Origin of the sequence: Rothia nasimurium (assembly GCF_928381415.1) — a bacterium.
Lineage (GTDB): Bacteria > Actinomycetota > Actinomycetes > Actinomycetales > Micrococcaceae > Rothia > Rothia nasimurium_H.
The window spans coordinates 242121-264786 of the sequence record NZ_CAKMSF010000005.1; the positions used below are offsets into that span (position 1 = coordinate 242121).

The following is a 22666-nucleotide window of genomic DNA, read 5'->3' on the forward strand; positions in this document are numbered from 1 at the left end:
AGCGTCAGATGACTGACATTTCAATCGACAACGTAACCGCACAGGCACCCACCACTCACGCAGAGCTGCTGCAGTGGGTTGCTGATATTGCCCAGATGACCCAGCCTGATCGTATCTACTGGGCCGACGGCTCCCAGGAAGAATACGACCGCCTGGCAGGCGAATTGGTAGAAGCCGGTACCTTCCGCAAGCTCAGCGACCATGAGTTCCCGAACTCCTACGTTGCCTTCTCAGACCCCGACGACGTAGCTCGTGTAGAAGAGCGCACCTTTATCTGCTCAGCCACCGAAGAGGGGGCTGGCCCCACCAACAACTGGCGTGACCCCGCCGAGATGAAGGCTACCCTGACCGAGCTCTTTACCGGGTCTATGCGCGGCCGCACCATGTACGTCATTCCTTTCGTCATGGGCTCACTCGATGCCACCAACCCCAAGTTCGGTGTTGAAATCACCGACTCAGCCTACGTGGTGACCTCCATGCGCATCATGGCAACCATTGGTGCTGATGTGCTGAAGAAGATGACCGAGACCGAGGCCTTCTTCGTCAAGGCCCTGCACTCCGTGGGTGCCCCCCTTGCCGCCGGGCAGGCGGACGTCCCCTGGCCCTGCAACCCTGAAAAGTACATTGTTCAGTTCCCCGAGGACCGCGAAATCTGGTCTTTCGGTTCCGGTTACGGCGGCAACGCCCTGCTGGGCAAGAAGTGCTACGCCCTGCGTATCGCCTCAGCCATCGGTCACGACGAGGGCTGGATGGCCGAGCACATGCTGGTCCTCAAGATGACCAACCCCGAGGGAGAGAGCAAGTACATCTCGGCAGCTTTCCCCTCAGCCTGTGGCAAGACCAACTTTGCCATGATGGACCCCACTATTGACGGCTGGAAGGCCGAAATGGTCGGCGACGACATCGCCTGGATTGAATTCCGCGACGGCAAGCCCTTCGTGGTCAACCCCGAGGCAGGCCTCTTCGGTGTAGCCCCGGGTACCGGCTGGTCCACCAACCCCAATGCCATGCGCGCTATTGCTAAGGGCAACACCATCTTCACGAACGTGGCCCTCACTGACGATAACTCCGTCTGGTGGGAGGGTAAGACCGATGAGGTACCGGAGCACCTCATCGACTGGCAGGGCAATGATTGGACCCCCGAATCTGGCCGTCCTGCTGCCCACCCCAACTCCCGCTTCTGCACCCCCATCTCCCAGGCGGACATGCTGGCTGAAGAGTACTACGCACCGGACGGTGTGCCCCTCTCAGCCATCATCTTCGGTGGCCGCCGCAAGACCACCGTGCCCCTGGTGGCTGAAGCCTCCAGCTGGGAGCAGGGTGTCTTCCGAGGCGTGACCCTCTCATCCGAGACCACCGCTGCCGCCAAGGGTGCTGTTGGTGTGGTTCGCCGCGACCCCATGGCCATGCTGCCCTTCATCGGCTACAACGCCGGTGACTACATCCAGCACTGGATTGACCTGGGCAAGAAGCACGGTGAAGAGAATATGCCCAAGATTTACTACGTCAACTGGTTCCGCCGTACCCCCGATGGGGGCTTCGCCTGGCCCGGTTTCGGTGAAAACTCTCGCGTGGTCAAGTGGATTTTCGATCGACTGGATGGCAAAGCTGCCGGTGAAGAGACCTTCCTTGGCGTCGTGCCCGGTAAGAATGACCTCGATCTAACCGGTCTTGATATTAGCGATGCAGAACTTACTGCCGCCCTGGCCGTCAACAAAGACGAGTGGGCAGAAGAGCTGCCCGGTATTGACGAGTGGCTAGCTTTCCTTGGCGATAAGGTGCCCGCTGAAATTCACGCCCAGCGAGATGCTTTAGCTGCTGAGCTGAACTAAGGTATGCCGTCCTTTCACTGATGTAGTGCGCTGTTGTCAGCGTCCTTGCAAGCGAAAGTAAATAGAGCGACACGGTTAAGGAGGTGACCTGTATAAAATCTTTTATACAGGTCGCCTCCTTAACCTATGGTGGGGACAGCGGAATGACCCCAAAGAGTGGACGTAAAGCGGGCTTAATATTCTGTAGAATGCTTAAGAATGGCTGAATACTGTGTAGCCCCGCTGCGCCTCCCCCAGAAAGCTCATCGACTAGCCACCGACTTACCACAGAGCTTTTGTGCGGCTTAGGGCCTACTCCTCGCATCTGTCGGAAGGAAAAAACAAGAGTGGGAAATCTGCTGAGTGTCAAGAACCTCACCAAGAACCACGAGCACCTTCGCGCCCTCAAGGGTGTGAATCTGGAGGTAGCTGCCGGTGAGATCGTAGGTCTTCTCGGCGAAAACGGTGCAGGAAAGTCAACCTTCCTGTCGATTCTGGGCGGCTGGGACCGTCCCGGCGGTGGCACCATCACCCTGGGCGGCGAAAAGTACGCTCCCCACACCCCTGAAGAAGCTCTTGAAGCCGGCGTTGGCTCTATTCGTCAGAAGTTCAAGGTAGACCCCGAACTCACCGTCGCTCAGGCGATCTTTCGCTCCACCGAGCACGCTGATGAAGAGGAAGAAGCCCAGGTTGCTCGCGCCCAGGAACTCATTTCAGAAATCGGCCTGGCGGTAGACCCCCGCGCTAAGATGGGCGACCTGGTCCGCGCTGAGCAGGCCCTGGTTGAGGTCGTGCGCATGGAAGCCGAGAACACCCGCCTGGTGCTCATGGACGAAGTCGCCGCCACCTTCAACGACTACGAGATTTACCAGCTGCACGAGGTGACCCGTAAGTTGGCCGCCGAAGGCCGCGCGGTCATTTACATCACCCACCGCATCGACGAAATCCGCTCCCTGGCCAACCGCGCCGTCATCCTGTCTGAGGGCACCATCAACACCGAAATTAACCCCGGTACGATGACCGCAGAAGAAATCGCCTTTAAGATGTTCAACCGCGAAATCGAGATGGGTGGACGCCCCGACGAGTTCGCTGGTGAGGACGCCAAACTGGTGATTGAGAACCTGACCAGCGCCAAGGGCTCTCTCAACAACGTCACCTTCTCGGTAGACCGCGGTGAAATCTTCGGCCTGACCGGCCTGCGACGCTCAGGTATCAACGAGGTCGCAGCGGCTCTGGTGGGCGTGGACGAGACCGCCAAGTTTGGCACCCTCAAGATTAACGGCGAGGACGCCACCATCAGCTCCCCCGAGGACTCGGTTGCCCACGGCATCGGCTACCTGTCAGATAATGACGACGAGCTGGGCCTGGCCAACGAACGCTCCATCGCTAAGACCCTGATGGAAAACGCCGGCCTCAAGGAAAGCCCCGAAGGCTTCCTGCACGAGGTTTCCGCCCTGCGCGAGGTAGCTGAGCAGATCCAGAAGCTGCGCATCAAGACCACTAACATTCAGGGCGAAGTTGGCAAGCTCTCGGGCGGTGACCAGCAGAAGGTCGCCCTGGCACGCTGGATGACCACCGACTGCGAGATTCTGATTCTCAACCACCCCACCCGCGGCATCGACGTAAGCGCCAAGAGCGAGATTTACAAGATGCTGACCGAGCTGACCGAGAAGGGTACCTCTATCATCCTGATCGGTTCAGACATGTCTGAGCTCATTGGCCTCTGCAACCGCATCGCCGTGATGCGTTCGGGCGAGCTGGTCTCAATCCAGCAGAACAAGGCAGCGACCGAAGACACCCTCATGGGCGAGGCCCTGGGCGAAGACCTGGTCTAGCCGCCCACCGGCGTCCTAACGCTACAAAGAACCCCGGCAGGCTACCTGCCGGGGTTCTTGAGCTATAAGGCTTGAGAGACTGCCTCTACCTGTGACTTACAGGGAGATGCGACCTGAGATAGCGTTCAGCTTGTGACGAGCCAGAGCCAGGTTAGCGGTGTTGCGATCAAGTACCAGGTAGACGAAGAGGCCTGAGGTTTCTGAAGCGTTCAGAACGTTGATCAGGTGGTACTGAGAAGACAGGGTAATCATGATGTCTTCGATGTTGCCGTTCAGACCCAGGTCGTTCATGGTCTTGAGCTTGGCACGTACTACGTTGGAGTTACCAGCAGCAGCAACAGTCAGGTCGAAACCGGGTGAACCGCCGGAGGCCAGAGCCATACCGGAGGAGATATCAACGAGAGCTGCACCGGTTGCGCCTTCAATGGACAGGAGTTCCTGGATGGAGGTATCAAGCTGTGACAAGATAATTCCTTATGTCTAGTTCTGCACCGGCCCGCTACGGGGGAGCGACAGGTGAAGAGACGGTGGATGCGGTCAGCCTGGCCCTTGTCTTCAGCTGGTGTGTGATGACTGGGTGTGTGCCCGCGAGTGTTTACAGTATCAATACTACTCTCACAGGGGCTCGAACTGCTACAAATGACTGGACAGGTGTGCCGTGTGAAGCTCCTTGCAGCTAAGTGCACTTGCAATCGGTATCTGCTGACGCTGGAGTAATGGTGTGACAGTGGTGGTGAGACCGAAGGTTGAATCGTGAACCTTTTTAGCGGTACCGTGAAAGAAAGATATATCTGCCCGCCGATGAATCAAGGAGTAGGCCCGTGCGTCTTACCGCATTTTCTGACGTGTCACTGCGCGTCCTGATGCTGCTTTCGGGCCTAGAGGGGGAGCAGATCTCTACCCAGAAAATCGCTGAGGGGGTGGGTACTCCTTACAACCATGTGGCGAAGTCAGTAGCCTTTTTAGCCAACATGGGCCTGGTAGAGTCCACCCGCGGACGCACCGGTGGTATTCGCCTGTCAGAGGCCGGTGCCCGTGCCACGGTAGGACAGGTACTTCGTGCCTCCGAGGGCGATATTCCCATGGTGGAGTGCGAGGGCGGCGCGAATGAATGCCCCATGCGTCATGCCTGTTCCCTGAAAAAAATTCTGGCTAACGCCCGCGAAGAGTTCTTTAAAATGCTTGACCCCGTTGTTATTTCTGAACTGCCCAACGAACAGCAGATGGGCCCGGTCTTTGTGGAGCTGGGTCTGGGCCCCCTGGCCCAGACGAAAAAGTTGCCCCAGGCGTCCTTTGCCTCATAAGCCATTTCATCGCCGCTTCCGTGCTTCGAGCGCGGGGGCGGTTCTTTTTTCTCCCAAAACTAGCATTTAGTATGCTAAATTGATGGTAGTTTAACAACACTCTGTCACCAAGGAGGAGCTGTGCTCTCAGCCAAGTCCCGCCCCGTCATCGAGGCAACCCTGCCCGTGATCGCCGAGCGTATCAACGACATCACCCCCGACTTCTACCAGCGCATGTTCGCTGCCCGCCCCGACCTGCTCGATGGCATGTTCTCCCGCTCATCCCAGCTCGAAGGCACCCAGCCCAAGGCTCTGGCTGGCTCCATCGCGGTCTTTGCCTCCTACATCCTGGCCAACCCCGACAAGTACCCCGACGAGGTACTCTCCCGCGTTGCCCACAAGCACGCTTCCCTGGGCCTGCGCGAAGAAGAATACCCCACCGTCTACAAGTACCTCTTCGAGGCTATTGCCGCTAACCTGGGCGACATTCTGACCCCCGAAATCGCAGAAGCCTGGACCGAGGTCTACTGGCTCATGGCCGACGCCCTCATTAAGCTCGAAAAGGGCCTCTACGCCTCCCAGGCCAACGACGTTATGTTCGCCCCCTTCCGCCTGGTAGAGCGCAAGGAAACCGGCGAGAACGTGCTCGACCTTACCTTCGAGCCCGCCAACGCCGTCGCCATGACCGACGCCGTTGCCGGCCAGTACGTTTCTATCGTCACCAAGGCTAAGGACGGCCTGCGCCAGGCCCGCCAGTTCACCCTGCTGCCCGCCGAGAAGAACCAGCGCCGCGTCGCCATCAAGCTCGATACCGCCGGCGAAATGACCCCCATCCTTCACGAGCTGCAGGTTGGCGCTATCGTTGAGGTCTCCAACCCCTACGGTGACGTCACCCTGGGTGGGTTCGGCGACGACGAGTCCCAGCCCCTTTACCTCTTCTCAGCCGGTATCGGCGTCACCCCCATGATTGCCTTCCTCTCCGAGCTGGCAGCAACCGGCTCCAAGCGCGAGGTCGTAGTTGTACACGCCGACCGCTCCTTCACCACCTGGCCCCTGCGCGATGAGATGACCGCCTACGTTGAGATGCTCGAGAACGGCCGCCTGGTCTCCTTCATCGAGGCGGACGGTGAGGGCGACTTCGAGGGCCGCGTCAATGTGGCTGAGCTCAACGTGTCCGCTAACGCTTCTGCCTACCTGTGCGGCCCCCTGGGCTTCATGCAGGGCGTCCGCTCCCAGCTGGTAGAAGCTGGTGTGCCCGGCACTCAGATCCAGTACGAAATCTTCGGCCCCGACCAGTGGATGCTGCACGACCAGGCCCGTGCCGCTTAAGCTGACCTAAAGGTAGATAGAAAAGGACGCCCGCCCCACCTTCCTTGCCGTATGGCAGGAAAGCGGGGCGGGCGTCCTTTCCTAAAAATCTATTCGATTTGTAACGCTCTTCACCTAAAAAATAGTATCCTCAGAAATAATTTTCTTCTGAGAAGGTACTTTTCTCTCATCGGCAGTGGGTTCTACAAAGCTAGTCACGGGGATAATCTTGCTACTGACAACTCTATCGAGGAGTGAATGACCAGCTTCTTCTGCGGCGGTAAAGAACTCCACTTGCCATAGGAGCTCCAAAAGTTCGCGATCGAAAGACCACTGCGTCGCTTGAACCCTGTCTAGCGGGGAGGATGACTTCCCCGAGGGATTTTTCATACGGTAGCCTAACCACGAGCTGACAACAGGCATGCCAGAGACGCTATATTTCATTACGCTCTCAGGTACGGCAGCAAATACCCCGTCTCCTACAACAAGTTCTTTGGTTTCAGCATCATACTGCCAGTTTTCGGGGTACTTTGAAGGCGTTACTGCATGCTTGAGCTTTGCCTGACCGGTAAAACGACGCCGCACCTGCTGGCCAAATTGGTTGAGTTCTCCTGCGCAACGTTCGCCCCACGTTTGCTCAAAGATAAGGAGTTCACCAAACTGAGCTACCTCACGGAAGAGTTCATAACTTGCTGTGAAAGGAACTCTGAGTGCGGACTCGGTAAGCTCTTCTAAATACTTCTCTACAAAAGCACCTGTACCCATGATTCCGAAGGCATAATGGGCGATTTCTTCAGCAGTAACATCTTGTTTATATTTTTCCTTTAGTACCTTAAGGAGAGAAGCTGAGATATTGGGATTGTCCTGGGTGCTGGACCGGTAGAGAGGATAGATATCTTTTGCTCCAAAAGATCCTCGGAAGTAATGTAGGTCAGGGACATACGGCGATACGGTCAGTGCAGGGCCCTGACTCAAAGGGGTCGTCGAGAGGGTAGAGAAATATACCTGGCTTCCACTGTAGTTGTTCCAACTTGGCCCTGGCCTATCTATTACCCTGTGGTCTGCTATTAGATATTGTCTGTCAAAAGATCTATATCCATATCTCTGGATTTGCATATCAGGTAAAGCATCATCAAGATAAATAGGAGTAGTTGAAACTGATCCTGGTATTAAATCAGACTTTGAAGTAGTTTTATACTTTCTCCCGGATGGAGATTCATCAAATAGTTCTTGGCCTTGGGTGCCTGATCTTTGTAACAGAGATAATCTATTCTGTAGAGCGGATTTAGCTGGTGCAATGACCCAGCGCCGCCCTGCCTTATTTCCAGAATGAGACCAGGGGAATACCCAGTCTAGGGGGACAAATTTTTCAAGGGACTCCGTACTATCTGCAACAAATCGGGCATTCCAATCAGCTGCAACCACGCTAGACCATTTGGTGTCATGTTCTGGCACGTTGATTTCTGCTAGTTGCTTGAGTTTCTGCTGACGAGTGCCATTAATTTTTAGATAATGGATTTTCGCTTTTTGCGCGAGTCTATCTGAGTGCCTTTTTACTGAGCCGGTTGAAGTTTTCTCATGCTGAATACCGAAGAAAATAGCTACCGGGGTTTGAATACTGAAAACATTCTCTTCTCGGCGCGCACCACGTCCCTCACCTCCAAGATCCACTACCCAGATTTCATCGAACACTTTACGCATATATTCACGCATCCCAGCCAAACCTGGACCACGTAGGTAAGAGGAAGAAGTAATAAAAGAGACTACGCCAGCATTATCTCTATGCTGCTCACAGGCTTTCCAGATAGCCCACCGGAAAAAATACACATAACTGTTATAGAGATTCTTTGCTTGCCCTCCGGCACCAATTTTTTTAAGAGGACTAATAAAATCTTCTAATAATGGCTGGCGCCCTCGGACCTCTTGGAGAACAATGTTAGGAAAATTGTCGGACCCGGTACCGAGAGTTTTTTCTCGAGAACCACGGTCATAGGGAGGGTTGCCGAGAATAACTCGAATCTTGGTTCGGTCGCTCTTAACTATTCCGGCTTTTCGGGTTTCCTCATTAATCTGGTTTAGAACTTCCCAAATTTCTATCTGCTCGTTATCTGCCGAGATGGTACCTGGATCTGTGAGCGTATTGGTTAGGTATATATTGGCGCCTTCATCGAGGTTAGCTCCGTACTGCTCAAGAGCCTGCGTTAGGCGCAAATGAGCAACTGAATAAGAACCCATTAGTAACTCAAACCCGTAGAGCCTGCTCCCCAAGCTTCGTGCATCAATCTGAGGTGTTTCTGAATGAGCTAGCACATGATTTGCAACCGCAAGTGGGTAGGCACCTGTGCCAACAGCAGGGTCAAGGATGCTGACGTCTTCTGACCCTAGACCTTCATGACGCCCAAAGCGTGTTTTCAGAATATCGTCTAAAAGGCGTACCTGCAGATTTACAACTTCGATAGGGGTGTAATATACGCCTGCATCTTTGCGCATTTTAGGGTCGTAAGCTGCAAGAAAGTCTTCGTAGAAGTAAAGCCAGGGATCTATCGAACGGGAAAACTGGTTTTTATCGATTACACCGATGGTGGTTTCAAGCAGGGTGATAGGCCCCTCAACATCTTTTCGGTAGGACTCCTGACTCATCAGCTGGAGAACTGATGCAATGAGCTTATGGCCATTCTTTCTGAGCGAGTCGCTAATAGCATTAACACTGAAATCTTCACTATTCAGCTCTGACTCAATACGCGCCAACAAAAGTGCGTAGGTAAATGTTTGAGCGAAGCTATCAGAGAACTCTTTGTGAGTAGCTCCTGGCATGAGATTAGTGCTCCAGTTTTTGTAGAGAACAGGTAATCCACGGCCTTCCGTCGCAACTGCGAGAGTATCGAGAACAGAATCTCTGAGAAAAGCGGTAAGAGGAGCTAGCTGTTGTGCGAGGTCTTTCGGCTTTGAGGGCACGATGGGAGTCCAGCGAAGGAACTGCTTTAGTAGACTTTCGAGAGCATTAGCTTGTTCTTGCGCGTCATTGCCGGTTTTCGAAGGGTCTAGATCTACATGGGCCAAGGGCGTATTGGAGCCTTGCCTCATTAGTGACCATTCGAAACCGTTACAGTAGAGCAGGTTAGGATGATTGGCCAGCTTTTTCCACTGTGTTTTGTCGTGGGCGCTCCAGCCAATCTTTTTCTGTGGGTTAGCACTTTTTGAAGGAGATTTGAGCTCTACATGCCCTATTAGCGGCCCATTGTTTTTCTTAACGGCTATATCTAGCCTGACCCCCTCTACAATATCGCCAGAAACCTGTCGATGCTCTGTCGAAGTGTGGACCGTCTGCCCCAAAAGCTCGCCAGCATTTTCTAGAAAGTTCGCAACAGGGAGTTTCAGCTGATCTTCGGGACTCACACGGTTGTCTAACTCAATTTCATGCTTTAGACGACTGATCTTTTCAATGTAGGTTTCAACAGCTGTGTTGAAACTATGCGGGCGTGTAGGCATACCAAATCCTTTAACCTATTGGTGATACATCACATAACTATGATTATCACTCTCAAGGGTAGCGCATATATTCAAGAGTAAAGAATGAGTTGCAGTAGTTCTTGTCTAGGGGGCTTATCAATTTAAGGATGGTTCTTCCAGCACTCGATAACTTGGGATTCGTTAGCTAACCAGCTACCCAAATCGGGGTGGATTGAAGCAACAAGTCTCACCGTTGCGCGATGAATCTCGCGTACGTTGGTATTGAGTAGGCTCTCGTGGTGGGCAACTCGGTTGCGGGCAATATGTATCTGGGTTAGCCGATATGAGACGACGTAGGGGTTTGGCTCGTAGGGGAAAGCCTTGCAGAGGGCCTGTTCCCATAAATCCAGCTGGGAGCGCTTGGTGCGAACCTGATGACTTTTCAACGGAGCGCTGGTGTTAAGGCGCCCATCTGGTAAAAGACGCTTCCAGGTGCCTAACGTTATATGCGCAAGAACATCATCATGAGTGATAGGTGCACCGTGGCGTGGGTGAGAAAGGACCCGAGCATTAAGATCTTTTTGAGCTCTTGTATAAGCGCTGTCATATTCGGAGACGATTCTGTTCCCTCGTTTTGATAGGAGCAGGTTGGCCAGCTTCTGTGAGGGGTGTTTTAGCCATTCTTCTGAACCACCTGCTGCCCGGCGTCGAGGGTCACTATGATGTAAGGGCTGACCTGCTTGATTATGAGTAGATCCGTTTATTGCAGGCTGGAGACGGTTCCATCGTCTGAGCTGTTGATCGATAGACTCTCTTAGGAATATTTCAGCATGCCCTATGGCTTTACTCATCTCTAGGGATAACTCACAGTTCCATAAGTAAAGTGCCCGCTGGGATTCTAGAGATGAAGAAAAAGATCTGTAGGGAGCAAACCGCTCTGAAGCTATGTAGTCCTCGAAGTTAAAAGTCATTAGATTAGGATCTTCTCGACAATATCTGTACAGCTAGTGGTATATAGCAGTTTAGTCTAGTTTCTGATAGTCTGGGCTACAGAGACCGAGCCACCAGTGTTCTGCTGGTATCTAAGAGACTCCGGTATATTTATTGAGAAATGTCCCTTGCAGGTTGAGTCCTGTGAGGGCTTTCTTTATTTTATGACCCCTATAGCCCTTAACCCGGTCTAGCTGCGTCTGTTTGTGTTAGCAAAGGACGCCCGCCCCGCTTTCCTTGCCATGTGGCAAAGAAGGTGGGGCGGGCGTCCTTATTTTTACCTTTTGTACCGCACTCTGCTCACTTTAAGCCTGAAAAGTGGGCAGGAGCTGGTACAAAGTGGAGGTGCTTGGGGTGCTTAGCCCTCGCGTACGATCTTCAAGATGGTATCGCGCACGCGCTCCATGGTTGCCGCGTCAGGGGCCTCAAGGTTCAGACGCAGGAAGGGCTCGGTGTTGGAGGGGCGCAGATTGGCCCACCAGCCCTCGGTCTTGTGCTCGAAGGTGGTGCCGTCCATGTCGGAGACCTCAACGGTGTCGCCGAAGAAGTCGGCAACGCGGGCGATAGCACCGGCCTTGTCTTCCAGTTCAGAGTTGATCTCGCCGGAAGGAACGTAGGGGGAGTAGACAGCACCCAGCTCAGAGAGGGGCTGCTCGCTCTCGCCCAGGGCAGCCAGTACGTGCATGGCGGCCAGCATACCGGTGTCGGCGTTGAAGAAGTCCTTAAAGTAGTAGTGAGCGGAGTGCTCGCCACCAAAGACGCCGGACTCTTCGGCCATCACAGCCTTGATGAAGGAGTGGCCCACGCGGGTCTTAATAGCGCGGCCGCCCAGCTTCTCAACCAGCTCGGGTACAGCCTTGGAGGTAATCAGGTTGTAGATAATGACGGGCTCGTTGTTGCCCTCAGCCTTGGCGCGGGCAATCTCGCGCTCAGCCACCAGGGCGGTGATAGCGGACGGGGTGACGGGCTCGCCCTTCTCATCGATGACGAAGCAGCGGTCGGCGTCGCCATCGAAAGCCAGACCGATATCTGCACCGTGCTCAACGACAGCCTTCTGCAGATCAACCAGGTTAGCGGGCTCCAGGGGGTTGGCGGGGTGGTTGGGGAAGGTGCCGTCCAGCTCGAAGTAGAGGGGCACAATCTCCAGGGGCAGGCCGGGCAGAATAGCGTCGCCCAGAACTGCGGGAGTGGTCAGACCGCCCATGCCGTTACCGGCGTCCACAACAACCTTGAGGGGGCGGATGCCCGAGAGGTCGACCAGGTTACGCAGGTACTCGGCGTAGGCCTTGAGAACGTCCTTTTCAGAAACAGAACCGGGAGCCTCAACGGCGGGAATTTCACCCTCGTTCAGGTACTTCTGGGCCAGGTCACGAATATCGAAGAGACCGGACTCTGATGAGAGGGGAACAGCACCTGCCTTAGACATCTTCATGCCGTTGTACTCGGCAGGGTTGTGGGAGGCAGTAAAGGTGACACCGGCAGCGTTCTCAACGCCGCAGGCGAAGTAGAGCTCGTCGGTAGAGATCAGGCCGATGTTGATGACGTTAGCGCCGCGGGCGGTAGCGCCCTCAGCGAAAGCAGCCATGAACTCGGGGCCGGAGGGGCGCATGTCAGCGCCGACCAGGACGTCCTGACCTGCCAGACCGAGAACGTCTACGAAAGCTGCGCCGGTTGCGCGAACGGTCTCGGCGGTGATGGTTTCGCCCACGATGCCGCGAACATCGTAAGCCTTAAAAGATGCGGTTAAATCAATAGTATTCACGAGAGTAAGTCTAATTGCCCTGTGACCTGTTTAGACAGTACTCGGGTGGGTTTCCTGTGTGATTTATGGCGATAAACACCAGCTTTCTAGACCATAAACTGCCTCTGGGCGGGGCTGGAGCATGGTTTGATGGTGCCTATGGGTGAACTTTTTTCTTTAGATAATCCGATTCAGAACTACGCCTGGGGCTCCTACGAGACACTGGCCCTTATGCGCGGCGTCCCCGCCCCCACCGATCAGCCGGAGGCTGAGCTGTGGGTGGGCGCGCACGCGTCCGCCCCCTCCGTAGCTCACGTGGACGGCGGCGCCTTCCCGCTCGATGCCCTGGTGGGCGAGCAGCCTGCCCGCTTCCTCAACCCGCAGCGCACCAGCGATACCTTCCCCTTCCTCTTCAAGATTCTTGCCATTGAATCCCCCCTGTCGATTCAGGTGCACCCCACCGATGAGCAGGCCCAGGCTGGGTTTGCGGACGAGAACGCCCGCGGCATCGCCCTTGACGACCCGGCCCGTAACTACAAGGATCGCTTCTCTAAGCCCGAAACCGTCATCGCCCTGTCGCCCATGCGCATCCTGACCGGCGTGCGCGAGTTCGCAGAGCTGCGCGCTATTGCCGAGCACTTCTCCCTGCCCTGGCTCACCGGGGCCCTGGGCGCGGCTAAGACCGCCAAGGAGCTGCTCACCGTCATTATCCGCATGCCGCAGGACGCCGCCGCGGCAGCTGTCGAGCAGACCGTTGCGTCCGCGCGTACCTGGGTAGCCAAGAACGGTGAAGTTCCCGGTAGCGAATCAACCGCCGCCGGTGTTGCCGAGCTAGTAACCCTGATTGATAGCAAGTACCCCGGCGACCGCGGCCTGCTGGTCGCTCTGGTCATGAACCTGGTCTACCTTGCCCCCGGCGACTCTGCCTACACCCCCGACGGCCAGGTGCACGCCTACGTCTCGGGTACTGCTATTGAGCTGATGAACCCCTCAGATAACGTCATGCGTGCCGGCCTTACCCCCAAGCACATTGATGAGGAAGAACTCATTAAGATCCTCGGTGAGGGCCAGGGCGCACCTACTATCCAGCGTCCTACCCCTACCAGCGAGAAGGCCGCCGAGTACTCCATGTGGGACGAACGCCTCTCTGTCACCCACCTGGTCGTTGAAGAGGGCGAAACCATCACCCTTCCCCTGGCCGGTGTAGCCACCGCCCTGTGCGCGGGCGGCACCGTTGTGGTCAGCGACGAGGTTAAGACCTTCACCCTGACCGGCACCCAGTCGGTTATGTACGTGGGCGAGCCCACCGAGGTGACCGTCACCGGCGCCGGCGAACTCTACATCGCAGCCCAGCGCTAAGGCGGAAGGACGCCGCCGCGCGGCTTTATCTGTTGCCTAGGCCACGGTCGGGGTAAGAACTGGGTAAAGTAGAAGGGACGAAAAAGCCCGCCCCGCTCCACACCCCTGGGGAGCGGGGCTACAAGTCCCCACAAGGAAACCTCGTGAAAATTATTCTGACCGTCACCGGTCTTGACCATGAAGGCATCATCGCTGGTGTGACCACCAAGCTCGCCGAGCGCAAGGTCAACATCGAAAACGTCTCCCAGACCCTCATGCAGGGCTACTTCACCATGATTTTGCAGGGGAGCTTTGACGATTCTGCCCAGTCGATTACCGACCTGCAAGAGGCTATGAAGCCGGTTGAAGAAGAGCAGCGCGTGCAGATTCGTATTCAGTCTGACGCCATCTTCCAGGCCATGCACACCCTCTAGGAGTTACCGACTATGTTTAGCGACCGTTCCGGTAACATTCTTGAGACCCTGCAGATGATCGAGGAAGACAAACTTGATATCCGCACGGTTACCATGGGCATCTCTCTGCTGGACTGTGCCGACTCTGACGGCGCGGTGGCCCGCCAGAAGATTTACGACAAAATTACCTCCCGGGCAGCCCGCCTGGTTGAGGTGGCTGAGGGCATTGAGGCTGAGCTCGGTATCCCCATCATCAATAAGCGCATCTCGGTGACCCCGATTGCCCTGGTAGCGGGTGCCTCAAACGACGAGGACTACGTTGAGTTCGCCAAGACCCTGGACGCTGCTGCCAAGGCCGTGGGCGTTAACTTCATCGGTGGCTTCACCGCCCTGGTTGATAAGGGCGCTACCCCGGCCGATGAGAAGCTCATGCGCTCTATCCCGCGTGCCCTCAACGAAACCGACGTGGTCTGTGCTTCAGTGAACATCGGCTCTTCCCGTGCCGGTATCAATATGACCGCCGTGCGCACCATGGGTGAGGTTATTCGCGAGACCGCTGAGGGCTCTGCTGAGGCCCACGGCTTTGGCTGCTCCAAGCTGGTGGTCTTTGCCAACGCTGTCTCTGACAACCCCTTCATGGCAGGTGCCTTCCACGGGGTGCAGGAGGCCGATACCGTTATCTCGGTGGGCGTCTCTGGCCCCGGTGTGGTCAAGCGGGCTCTGGAGAAGGTGCGCGGGGCGTCCTTCGACGACTGTGCTGAGGCCATTAAGAAGGCGGCCTTCAAGATTACCCGCATGGGCCAGCTGGTGGGCACCCTGGCCGCTGAGCGCCTGGGCGTGGAGTTCGGCATCGTCGATCTTTCCCTGGCCCCCACCGCCGAGGTGGGCGACTCGGTAGCCCACGTGCTCGAAGAGATGGGCCTGGAATCGGTGGGTACCCACGGCACTGTTGCTGCCCTGGCTCTGCTCAATGACGCGGTGAAGAAGGGTGGGCTCATGGCCTGCTCGCACGTGGGTGGCCTGTCAGGCTCCTTCATTCCGATTTCTGAGGATATCGGCATGATTGAGGCCGCTGCTGCCGGCAAGATTACCCTGGATAAGCTCGAAGCCATGACCGCGATTTGTTCCGTGGGCCTGGACATGGTGGCCATTCCCGGCGATACTTCTGCCGCCACGATTTCGGCCATGATTGCCGATGAAGCAGCCATCGGCGTCATGAACCACAAGACCACCGCGGTGCGCGTTATCCCGGCGATTGGCCTGGAGGTTGGCGAGATGGTGGAGTTTGGTGGTCTGCTGGGCCGCGCCCCCGTCATGCCTGCCCACCCCGAGTCGGCTGAGGTCTTTGTTGCCCGTGGCGGGCGTATTCCTTCTCCGGTGCACGGCTTCCGCAACTAGCGACTGTGGTTAGTTGAGGTAGACCAACAGGGGTGCTTTCTAGCCGGGCGAATCTCTCCCAGGCTAGAAAGCACCCCTGTTGTGTTTCGCTGGCTTTGAAAGCCCAACGAGTGCTTGCGGACCCACTTAATACTTGGATGTGCTTCTAGGCTCCAGCCTGGTCTGCCGCTTTGAAGCCATCAAAAATCGCTTGGGTAGCTGAGCGTATTTGATCAAAATTGTTGGTACCGGTGCTGAGTAAAGTATCAAGCTCGCTCATCGCGAGACTATGTGCCTCTACTAGGGCATCTTTACCATGGGTGGTCTGTGCCGCTGGTAGCGATGCGGACTCTGCAAAGGCTCTGTTACCAGCCTCAAATGAACTAATAGCTTCTTGAAGCTGATCAAAATGTATTTCTAAAGACATAACTACTCCTGGCTGGGCGTGGGTGTGGGCGTGGTGTTGAAGCGTTCGTTGAAGTCTCCTAGGTAGCTGGGGCTGTTGCCTCCGAATTCTTTAGCGCAGAGGGAGTCCATCCGCAGCATCTGCATGAGACGGCCTTCTTTGTAGTAGACGGAGTAAATCAGACGGGTACTCAGGGGCGTAATAGCGCTGATCTGCTTTTCATGTTTTCCCACGACGGTGTAGGCGATGTCAGTGGTGCCTTGGCTACGCCAGTAGTTGGCGACTTTCTCTAGCTCCTGGTCAATATTGACAGGATCAGTTTCTTGGAGGGCTGTTGAGACATGGAGGGTGGCGTACGCAGATTCGTTGTCGTCTTCGGTCAGGTAGCAATGAGTGCCGGGAAGATCGTAGCGCATATCGGTGCTGGTTGGGTCAACGGCTGAGGTTTCTGCCCCGTCATAGTAGTAGGGGGCGTTGCCGCTGGCGGTGATGCTGCCGTTGCGGTAGGTCATCCATTCGTCGATGATGTCTTGGACGGGTGCTTGGATGTAGCGTTCTGAGTCTTCCACGGGGCCTCCTTGATGGGTGGAACAGGCTGATACGGTAAGAAGAACTAGCAACGAGGCTGCTGCTCTTAGTTGGTTTTTCACTAGTCGTTCCTTTTTGGATCAACATCTAGGGGCTGAGGAGCAGAAGGCTGTTCATCAGGGGTGAACCGGATATCCCCGGCAGGAATCTCGTCAACCTGCCCGGTAGTAATATAAATCCCAGCCCTATAGGTGGTAGAACCAGGGGTGTTATAGCCCACGCCACCCTTGGGATGAACATCGTGGCCCTGCACCGCCATGCCCTCACCATCAGCAGAAACCTCAGCTGAGACCTCAAAACTATTTTCGAAAGTGCGGGGATCCAAACGTAAGCTGGAGTTGATACCAAGCTGGGCAACCCAATCAGCATCGGCTAGGGCACTGTACATCTGCGGCCGGCCCTGATCGTCTTTAGCCAGGTGCTCAAACAGAGCAGCATCATAGTATCTAACCCACCCCGCTGAACCCACATTATAGTAAGCCTGAACAGGAGTCTGCACCTTGTGGATTGTCTCCCCGGCGGTGGTGGAACCGTAGGAATGATTCCACAAGTACACCTTGCGGTTCTGCTCCTCAAGGGAGAAAGAGTTGCCCAGAACGTTGAGAGCATCCACAGAATTGGCGTTACGTTCAGCAGCCCGGCGGGCGTCTCCCATGCTCAGCACATCCAACCCCTGAGGGGTCACATAGTTGAGATTGAGGATAATCGCATGTTCAACCTGCGATGGATGGCGTTTATAGGCTATTTTTTGATCCTGGTAGATGCTCTGGCCCATACGCGCCATATCACCACCATCGGGATCCAAGCTGGCGTAGGTGTGATTGAGCATGCCCGGGTTCAGAATCGTCACCGCATCAGCCTCATCCAAATCACCGTAGGCAAGGCTTATGAGCACATCATCGGTAGCCTCAAGGTCGAGCTTCTTGGTTTGACCGCGTGGATCCACGTAGGTTTCCGTATTCATCAGGCTCAGATCAAGATTGATGAGGCTACGCCGAACACCGTTTTGCTCGTACTCAAGCGCCCATTGCACCCTGTTCAGAGCCTTCTGAGCGTGCTCTGAGGTCAGCTCCGGGTGAGCCAAATAGAAGTCGAGTAGCAGCCGGTTGGCTGCGTCCCTATCGCTGTAGCGCACCCCCTCAAGGTTGCCAACAAACCCCGGCATATGCGTTACCAGGGCAGCACGCTGAGTAGCCGTCAGGCCAAACTCCTGGAACCCATCAGCATTCCACCAGTCTCGCACCACCAGGGCGTTATCCTTGCCCTGGTGTGAAACCGCCACCGGTAAACGTGCTAATTCCGGGTAAGCTGCCGCGTAATCTGCAATCTCAGCAGGACTAAGCTGAGCCAAAGAAGCCAGGTACTCTTTGAGAGCATCCGGGCTTTCATAAGCCTTTTTAGCTAGATTAGCTAATGTTTTGGCTGAAACCGGTGGTCTGCTTCGCATGGTTTCTGCAGACAAATCAAATAGGCTAACTTCACCAGAGGCCCGCGCGAGGGAAGGGGTGAAGGCCCCACGCGCGCCCCTCACTCGGGCCACAAGGTCACCTGTAGGTGTTAGCAGGTAGGAACCCTGTGCTGTAGCAGCCGCTGCACTATACTCACTGGCTAGTTCCCGTATCACCTGACGCTGTTGCTCCAAGACATCCTGGGCATCCTCCAGTTGTCCGCTAACCCTTCGTAACTGCTGCTGAGCCTCCGCCCTTTCAGAGCCTGCCTCCAAAAAATCAATATCGGCAGAGAGAAAAGAAACTTTGGCTGATAGCTCATCAATCTGCTCCTGGGCTTGCGTGGCTATACGGTGGGCTGTATGGGCGCGTGACTGTAAGCGCGCCATAATGCCAGCCCACCTCTGCGCGACCTCGCTCATGCGCAGTAGTTCGGCTTTAGCATGGCCGGTGAAAAGCGCACCCGCATTCAAGGACTCGTTCACATAGCGCATCTGGTAGCCCTTGCCAGCTATAGATGCCGTAGTGTTGAAAGAGACAACAGCTGTGTCAAGTGCCTGCGCCTTATCGCGCCACATTGCAGAAATACAATGCCACTCAAATGGGTGTCCCGGGGCTGGATCGCCGGTATCAAAAAGTGACCAATCACTCGGGTAAACTCCCACAGAAAAAGCGGTAGGTGAATTAGTGGCCTGCGAAAAATTACCCAGAGTTGACACTGCAAAATCTCCTAGTTGCTTTAATCAGCTTCAGTTTATTCAAAGATAACATTCACCGAGTAGCCAGAACCCGCACCGTAACCTACTTGCGGATGCAGCCCATTTTTCTATAATTTTGGCGTTGAGGCAGCAGTAGATTCTCTGCTGATTGGCTACTTACCAGGGGTGAGCGGCACCGTCACGTAGGGCAGGAACCAGCCGATGAGGGGCCCCACGGTAAAGGCGATGAGCAGGGTACCCACACCGAAGTGGCCGCCCATGGCGATACCGGCTGCCACCACGGTCACCTCAAGCACGGTGCGCACTAGCCAGACGGGCCGGCCGGTAACCCTCACCAGCCCGGTCATCAGACCGTCGCGCGGGCCGGAGCCGAATTGGGCCCCCAGGTAGAGGGCGTCAAAAAAGGAAAAGGCCAGAATGCCAACCGCCAGATAGACCCACTGAGCGAGAACCCCGGTGGGATCGGGAATCAGATCCATAGCTATATCAGCTGAGAGTCCCACCAAAACAGCGTTAGCCAGGGTGCCGAGGCCCGGCATTTCCTTGAGGGGCAGCCAGAAGAGCAGCACCACAAAAGAGGTAGCAATGGTCAGCACCCCGTAGCTGAGCCCGGTGATTTCCATCAGGCCCAGGGTGAGCACGTCCCAGCCCAGGGCGCCTAATCCTGCCTTGATGAGCAGGGCACAGGAGGCCCCGAACCCCACCAGCCCGACCACAAGCAGGGGCAGGCGCAGGGCAAGCTTGCCTGCGCGTAGCTGCTGGAGGGGCCCTAGATGGGCGAGCGGGCGGGGAGCGGACTGGGCCATAGGGGTGCTTTCTGACAGAGGAAGGGCAGGGGGGCTAGGCGATGAAGCTGGTCATCATGGCCTCAAAAGCCAGACGTGCCCCGGCGTTGGTGCGGATGCGGCGGCGGGTGGTGGCTACCGTGTCCAGATGAGCCAGGGTGTGCTCTGGAGCGGTGCGCTCGGCATAGGCGTAGATATCGTCGGCCAGGTGGGCGTTGATAATCTCTGCCCCGGTGGAGAGCTGCACGGTCAGCACATCGCGGAAGACAGTTTGAATGTCGGCTAGAAAACGGTCGAGGGTGTCGGTCTGAATGCGCTTGGCGCGGCGTTTCTGATCTTCTTCAAGCTGGCGTACTTGGGCGCGGTGGGTGGGGGAGAGCTTTTCGCCGTCCTCGTAGCCCAGGGCGGTGAGCAGGGCGGAGCGTTCCGCCTCATTGCGGACCTCAGCATCGGCTTCGGCTTCTGCCTCGGCGATGGTGATGAGGTCGTCGGCCGCTTCCATGGCGGCGGCGATGGAGCGCAGGGTAATGGGCATCTGCACCACGGTGCTGCGGCGTTTGCGGGCTTCGGGGTCGGTAGCTAGCTTGTGGGCGACCTCCAGGTTGCCCTGGGCTAGGCGGGCGACGAAATCTGCCTGCTGGGGTTCTAGGTTCTCCCCGCGGGCCTGCGCGTCGGCAAGAAGCCGGGCGGCGACGTCCGCCACCGAGGGCAGGCGTAGCTTGACCGGGCGGCAGCGGGAGCGAATGGTAACCAGGACGTCGGCGGGCGAGGGGGCAGTGAGCAGCCAGATAGTGTAGGTCGGGGGCTCCTCGATGGCTTTGAGCAGCACGTTGGAGGTGCGCTCGGGCATGCGGTCGGCGTCCTCAATGAGCATGACGCGCCAGCGCCCGACCACTGGGCGGTCCTGGGCCTTGACCACGAAGTCACGGGCTTCGTCGATGGTGATGGTGGTTTTTTCGGTGGCGAAGTGCAGGAAGTCTGCGTGGGAGCCATTGAGCACCGTGGAGCAGGAGCGGCAGTGCCCGCAGCCCCGGGCGGCCGGGTCGGGCTGGTCGCAGAGCAGGGCAGCGGCGAAGGCTAGGGCCGCGTCGGAGCGCCCTGCCCCGGGCGGGCCGGTGAAGAGCCAGGCGTGGGTTGGTTTCTCTTCGGCAGCGGCGCGGGTGAGCTGGGCGCGCACGTCGAGCTGGCCGGTGAGGGCATCAAAGACGCTCATGCGATACTCCTCAGGGCCGCTGCCAGCACGTCAGCGTGGACGTCCTCAATGGGGCGGGCTCCGTCGATGCGGGCGTACCGCTCGGGGCTGGCCTCGGCTAGCTGCTGGAAGGTGGCGTGCAAGGTGCGATGGAAGGTGTCGTCCGCTGATTCCATGCGGTCGGCAGCTCCCCGGGCACCTGCGCGGGAGCGTCCTTCGGCCAGGGGCACATCGAGCAGAATGGTGGTGTCGGGCAGCAGGTTAGAGGTTGCCCAGCGGCTGAGATCGACCACGGTGTCGATGCCCAGACCCCGCCCGGCCCCTTGATAGGCGGCTGATGAGTCGATGTAGCGGTCGCAGAGTACCACCTGCCCGGCTTCAAGGGCGGGGCGAATCTTCTGGTGGGCGTGGGCTGCGCGGGAGGCAGCAAAAATCAGGGCCTCGGTGTGGGGGTCAATCTCGCCGTTGCCGTGCTCAAGAACTAGCGCGCGGAGTTTCTCCCCGATGTCGGTTCCGCCGGGTTCGCGGGTGACCAGCACCGAGTAGCCTCGCTGGGTGAGGGCTTCGGCCAGGAGTTTAATCTGGGTGGTTTTGCCCGAGCCGTCCCCGCCTTCGAAGGCGATGAAGGTGCCGAGGTAGGGGCGGGCCGCGCTGCTCGCGTCCGCCGGGAGGGTTCGGACGCCCGGGTCGGCTTCTGGGGTGTAGATAAGTGCGTGGGTCACGGGTATAAGCCTACCAAGGCGTCCAAATCCTAGCCCCCTCCCAGCACAAGCGCGTATCGTTGAATCTATGACTGAACAGAACCTCTCACCCGAAACCCGCCTGGTGGCCGGCGGCCGCCCCGCCCACGACGACCTGGCTCCCGTGAACCCGCCGATTGCCATGTCGTCCACCTTCCGCCAGACAGGCCCCTCAGACCTCAACACCTACGCCCGTTTCTCCAACCAGAGCTGGGACGGCATCGAAGAGGTCGTCGCTGACCTTGAAGGGGCAGAGCTGCCCGGCCTGGTCTTTGCCTCCGGCATGGCAGCCGTTGCCGCGGTGCAGGATCTGGTGCCCGTAGGTTCTATCATTCTGCTGCCCGAGCACACCTACATGGCATCTGTGTCTATGGCTAAGCGCCTCGAAGCTCGCGGTATCACCACCGTGGTCCGTCTCGACATTGAAAACACCGAGTCCGTCATTGCCGAACTCGAAAAGGCCGCCGCTACTGCCGGTACCACCCCCGAGAACATCAACTACGCTGCCCCCAAGGTACTGCTGTGGATGGAGTCCCCCACCAACCCCATGATGGAGGTCGCCGACCTGCCCGCTATCCTCGCGGCAACTCAGCGCCTGGGTATCGTCTCTGCTGTTGACAACACCTTCGCCACCCCGCTGGGCCAGAACCCCCTGGCCCTGGGGGCCGACGTGGTCGTCCACTCCGCCACCAAGTCCATCGCCGGTCACTCCGATGTGCTGCTGGGCATCACCGTCACCTCTAACCCGACCCTGCGCGAAGCCATGCAGGCCCACCGCACCACCAACGGCGCTATCGCCGGGCCCTTCGAGGCCTGGCTGGGCCTGCGCGGCGTCCGCACCCTGGGCGTCCGCCTTGAACGCGCCGCCGCTAACGCCCTCGAACTGGCCCAGCGCCTGCAGACCCACCCCGCGGTCAAGGCCGTGCGCTACCCCGGCCTACCCACCGACCCCGGCTTCGAACGGGCGTCCGCACAGATGCGCACCTTCGGCTCAATCCTCTCCATCACCCTGGACGCCACCGCCGAAGAAACCGACCGCGTAGTGCAGGCCCTGAACATCTGGACGCCCGCTACCAGTCTCGGTGGCGTAGAATCACTGATTGAACGCCGCCGCCGCCACGGTTCGGAGCCCCACTCAATCCCCGAGTCGCTGCTGCGCCTGTCGGTAGGCATCGAGAACGTCGATGACCTCTACAACGACCTGGCTGCGGCCCTAGAAAACCTCAAGTAACGAACGGACGC

Annotated in this window: 18 protein-coding genes; 8 read left to right on the forward strand and 10 right to left on the reverse strand. The window is 57.2% G+C overall.

What is annotated here, in order from left to right; genetic code table 11:
- The first annotated feature begins 8 nt into the window (after window positions 1-8).
- The gene (locus tag L7A20_RS07520) at window positions 9-1832 is read left to right on the forward strand and encodes a phosphoenolpyruvate carboxykinase (GTP) (RefSeq protein WP_237222980.1); all 1824 of its coding nucleotides are present in this window, start codon (window positions 9-11) and stop codon (window positions 1830-1832) included.
- Window positions 1833-2158: 326 nt separating this feature from the next.
- Entirely contained in the window at window positions 2159-3646 is a 1488-nt protein-coding gene (locus L7A20_RS07525; RefSeq protein ID WP_237222981.1) for a sugar ABC transporter ATP-binding protein, read from the forward strand.
- A 96-nt stretch (window positions 3647-3742) separates the two neighbouring features.
- On the opposite strand, the gene L7A20_RS07530 is transcribed toward L7A20_RS07525, so the two are convergent.
- A complete protein-coding gene (locus tag L7A20_RS07530) occupies window positions 3743-4111 on the reverse strand; it encodes a hypothetical protein (RefSeq protein ID WP_135013333.1) in 369 nt (122 codons plus the stop codon).
- Window positions 4112-4467: 356 nt separating this feature from the next.
- Between L7A20_RS07530 and L7A20_RS07535 the strand changes: the two genes are divergently transcribed.
- Together L7A20_RS07535 and L7A20_RS07540 are read left to right on the forward strand one after the other, a co-directional pair.
- Window positions 4468-4950 (forward strand): RrF2 family transcriptional regulator, encoded by a 483-nt coding sequence (locus L7A20_RS07535; RefSeq protein WP_237198763.1) that lies wholly within the window; start codon window positions 4468-4470, stop codon window positions 4948-4950.
- A gap of 120 nt (window positions 4951-5070) precedes the next feature.
- On the forward strand, window positions 5071-6258 hold the full coding sequence (locus L7A20_RS07540) for a globin domain-containing protein (protein ID WP_237222982.1): 1188 nt from the start codon (window positions 5071-5073) through the stop codon (window positions 6256-6258).
- A gap of 114 nt (window positions 6259-6372) precedes the next feature.
- On the opposite strand, the gene L7A20_RS07545 is transcribed toward L7A20_RS07540, so the two are convergent.
- The 3 genes from L7A20_RS07545 to L7A20_RS07555 form a co-directional block, all read right to left on the reverse strand.
- Window positions 6373-9726: a type ISP restriction/modification enzyme gene (locus L7A20_RS07545; RefSeq protein ID WP_237222983.1), complete on the reverse strand. Its 3354-nt coding sequence runs from the start codon at window positions 9724-9726 to the stop codon at window positions 6373-6375.
- A 122-nt stretch (window positions 9727-9848) separates the two neighbouring features.
- On the reverse strand, window positions 9849-10133 hold the full coding sequence (locus L7A20_RS12040) for a hypothetical protein (RefSeq protein ID WP_336603462.1): 285 nt from the start codon (window positions 10131-10133) through the stop codon (window positions 9849-9851).
- A gap of 902 nt (window positions 10134-11035) precedes the next feature.
- A complete protein-coding gene (locus L7A20_RS07555) occupies window positions 11036-12439 on the reverse strand; it encodes a phosphomannomutase/phosphoglucomutase (protein ID WP_237199825.1) in 1404 nt (467 codons plus the stop codon).
- Between the two features lie 138 nt (window positions 12440-12577).
- Here L7A20_RS07555 and manA point away from each other — a divergent pair, with 138 nt between their 5' ends.
- The 3 genes from manA (at window position 12578) to L7A20_RS07570 (ending at window position 15567) form a co-directional block, all read left to right on the forward strand.
- Window positions 12578-13777: a mannose-6-phosphate isomerase, class I gene (gene manA / locus L7A20_RS07560; protein WP_237207070.1), complete on the forward strand. Its 1200-nt coding sequence runs from the start codon at window positions 12578-12580 to the stop codon at window positions 13775-13777.
- A 143-nt stretch (window positions 13778-13920) separates the two neighbouring features.
- A complete protein-coding gene (locus L7A20_RS07565; RefSeq protein WP_237222984.1) occupies window positions 13921-14190 on the forward strand; it encodes an ACT domain-containing protein in 270 nt (89 codons plus the stop codon).
- A 12-nt stretch (window positions 14191-14202) separates the two neighbouring features.
- Window positions 14203-15567: a PFL family protein gene (locus tag L7A20_RS07570; protein WP_237207071.1), complete on the forward strand. Its 1365-nt coding sequence runs from the start codon at window positions 14203-14205 to the stop codon at window positions 15565-15567.
- Window positions 15568-15712: 145 nt separating this feature from the next.
- Here the strand turns inward: L7A20_RS07570 and L7A20_RS07575 are convergent, their stop codons facing one another.
- The 6 genes from L7A20_RS07575 to tmk form a co-directional block, all read right to left on the reverse strand.
- Window positions 15713-15973 (reverse strand): hypothetical protein, encoded by a 261-nt coding sequence (locus L7A20_RS07575; protein ID WP_237197629.1) that lies wholly within the window; start codon window positions 15971-15973, stop codon window positions 15713-15715.
- Between the two features lie 2 nt (window positions 15974-15975).
- A complete protein-coding gene (locus tag L7A20_RS07580) occupies window positions 15976-16521 on the reverse strand; it encodes a hypothetical protein (protein ID WP_237197630.1) in 546 nt (181 codons plus the stop codon).
- Between the two features lie 80 nt (window positions 16522-16601).
- A complete protein-coding gene (locus tag L7A20_RS07585) occupies window positions 16602-18707 on the reverse strand; it encodes an alpha/beta hydrolase (RefSeq protein WP_237197632.1) in 2106 nt (701 codons plus the stop codon).
- Window positions 18708-18859: 152 nt separating this feature from the next.
- Window positions 18860-19513: a YczE/YyaS/YitT family protein gene (locus L7A20_RS07590; protein WP_237197634.1), complete on the reverse strand. Its 654-nt coding sequence runs from the start codon at window positions 19511-19513 to the stop codon at window positions 18860-18862.
- Window positions 19514-19547: 34 nt separating this feature from the next.
- Window positions 19548-20705, reverse strand: a complete 1158-nt coding sequence (locus L7A20_RS07595; RefSeq protein ID WP_237222985.1) for a DNA polymerase III subunit delta' — start codon at window positions 20703-20705, stop codon at window positions 19548-19550.
- A complete protein-coding gene (gene tmk / locus L7A20_RS07600; protein WP_237222986.1) occupies window positions 20702-21406 on the reverse strand; it encodes a dTMP kinase in 705 nt (234 codons plus the stop codon). The genes L7A20_RS07595 and tmk overlap by 4 nt, the downstream gene beginning before the upstream one ends.
- A gap of 67 nt (window positions 21407-21473) precedes the next feature.
- On the opposite strand from tmk, the gene L7A20_RS07605 reads away from it, so the two are divergent.
- A complete protein-coding gene (locus L7A20_RS07605) occupies window positions 21474-22655 on the forward strand; it encodes a trans-sulfuration enzyme family protein (RefSeq protein WP_237199830.1) in 1182 nt (393 codons plus the stop codon).
- Window positions 22656-22666: the final 11 nt, after the last annotated feature.

Bases quoted from the DNA above. Each gene is read 5' to 3' on its own strand.
- L7A20_RS07590 (WP_237197634.1), bottom strand. From the start codon at position 19,513: ATGGCCCAGTCCGCTCCCCGCCCGCTCGCCCATCTAGGGCCCCTCCAG.
- L7A20_RS07575 (WP_237197629.1), bottom strand. From the start codon at position 15,973: ATGTCTTTAGAAATACATTTTGATCAGCTTCAAGAAGCTATTAGTTCA.
- L7A20_RS07545 (WP_237222983.1), bottom strand. From the start codon at position 9,726: ATGCCTACACGCCCGCATAGTTTCAACACAGCTGTTGAAACCTACATT.
- L7A20_RS07520 (WP_237222980.1), top strand. From the start codon at position 9: ATGACTGACATTTCAATCGACAACGTAACCGCACAGGCACCCACCACT.
- manA (WP_237207070.1), top strand. From the start codon at position 12,578: ATGGGTGAACTTTTTTCTTTAGATAATCCGATTCAGAACTACGCCTGG.
- L7A20_RS07595 (WP_237222985.1), bottom strand. From the start codon at position 20,705: ATGAGCGTCTTTGATGCCCTCACCGGCCAGCTCGACGTGCGCGCCCAG.
- L7A20_RS07605 (WP_237199830.1), top strand. From the start codon at position 21,474: ATGACTGAACAGAACCTCTCACCCGAAACCCGCCTGGTGGCCGGCGGC.
- L7A20_RS07570 (WP_237207071.1), top strand. From the start codon at position 14,203: ATGTTTAGCGACCGTTCCGGTAACATTCTTGAGACCCTGCAGATGATC.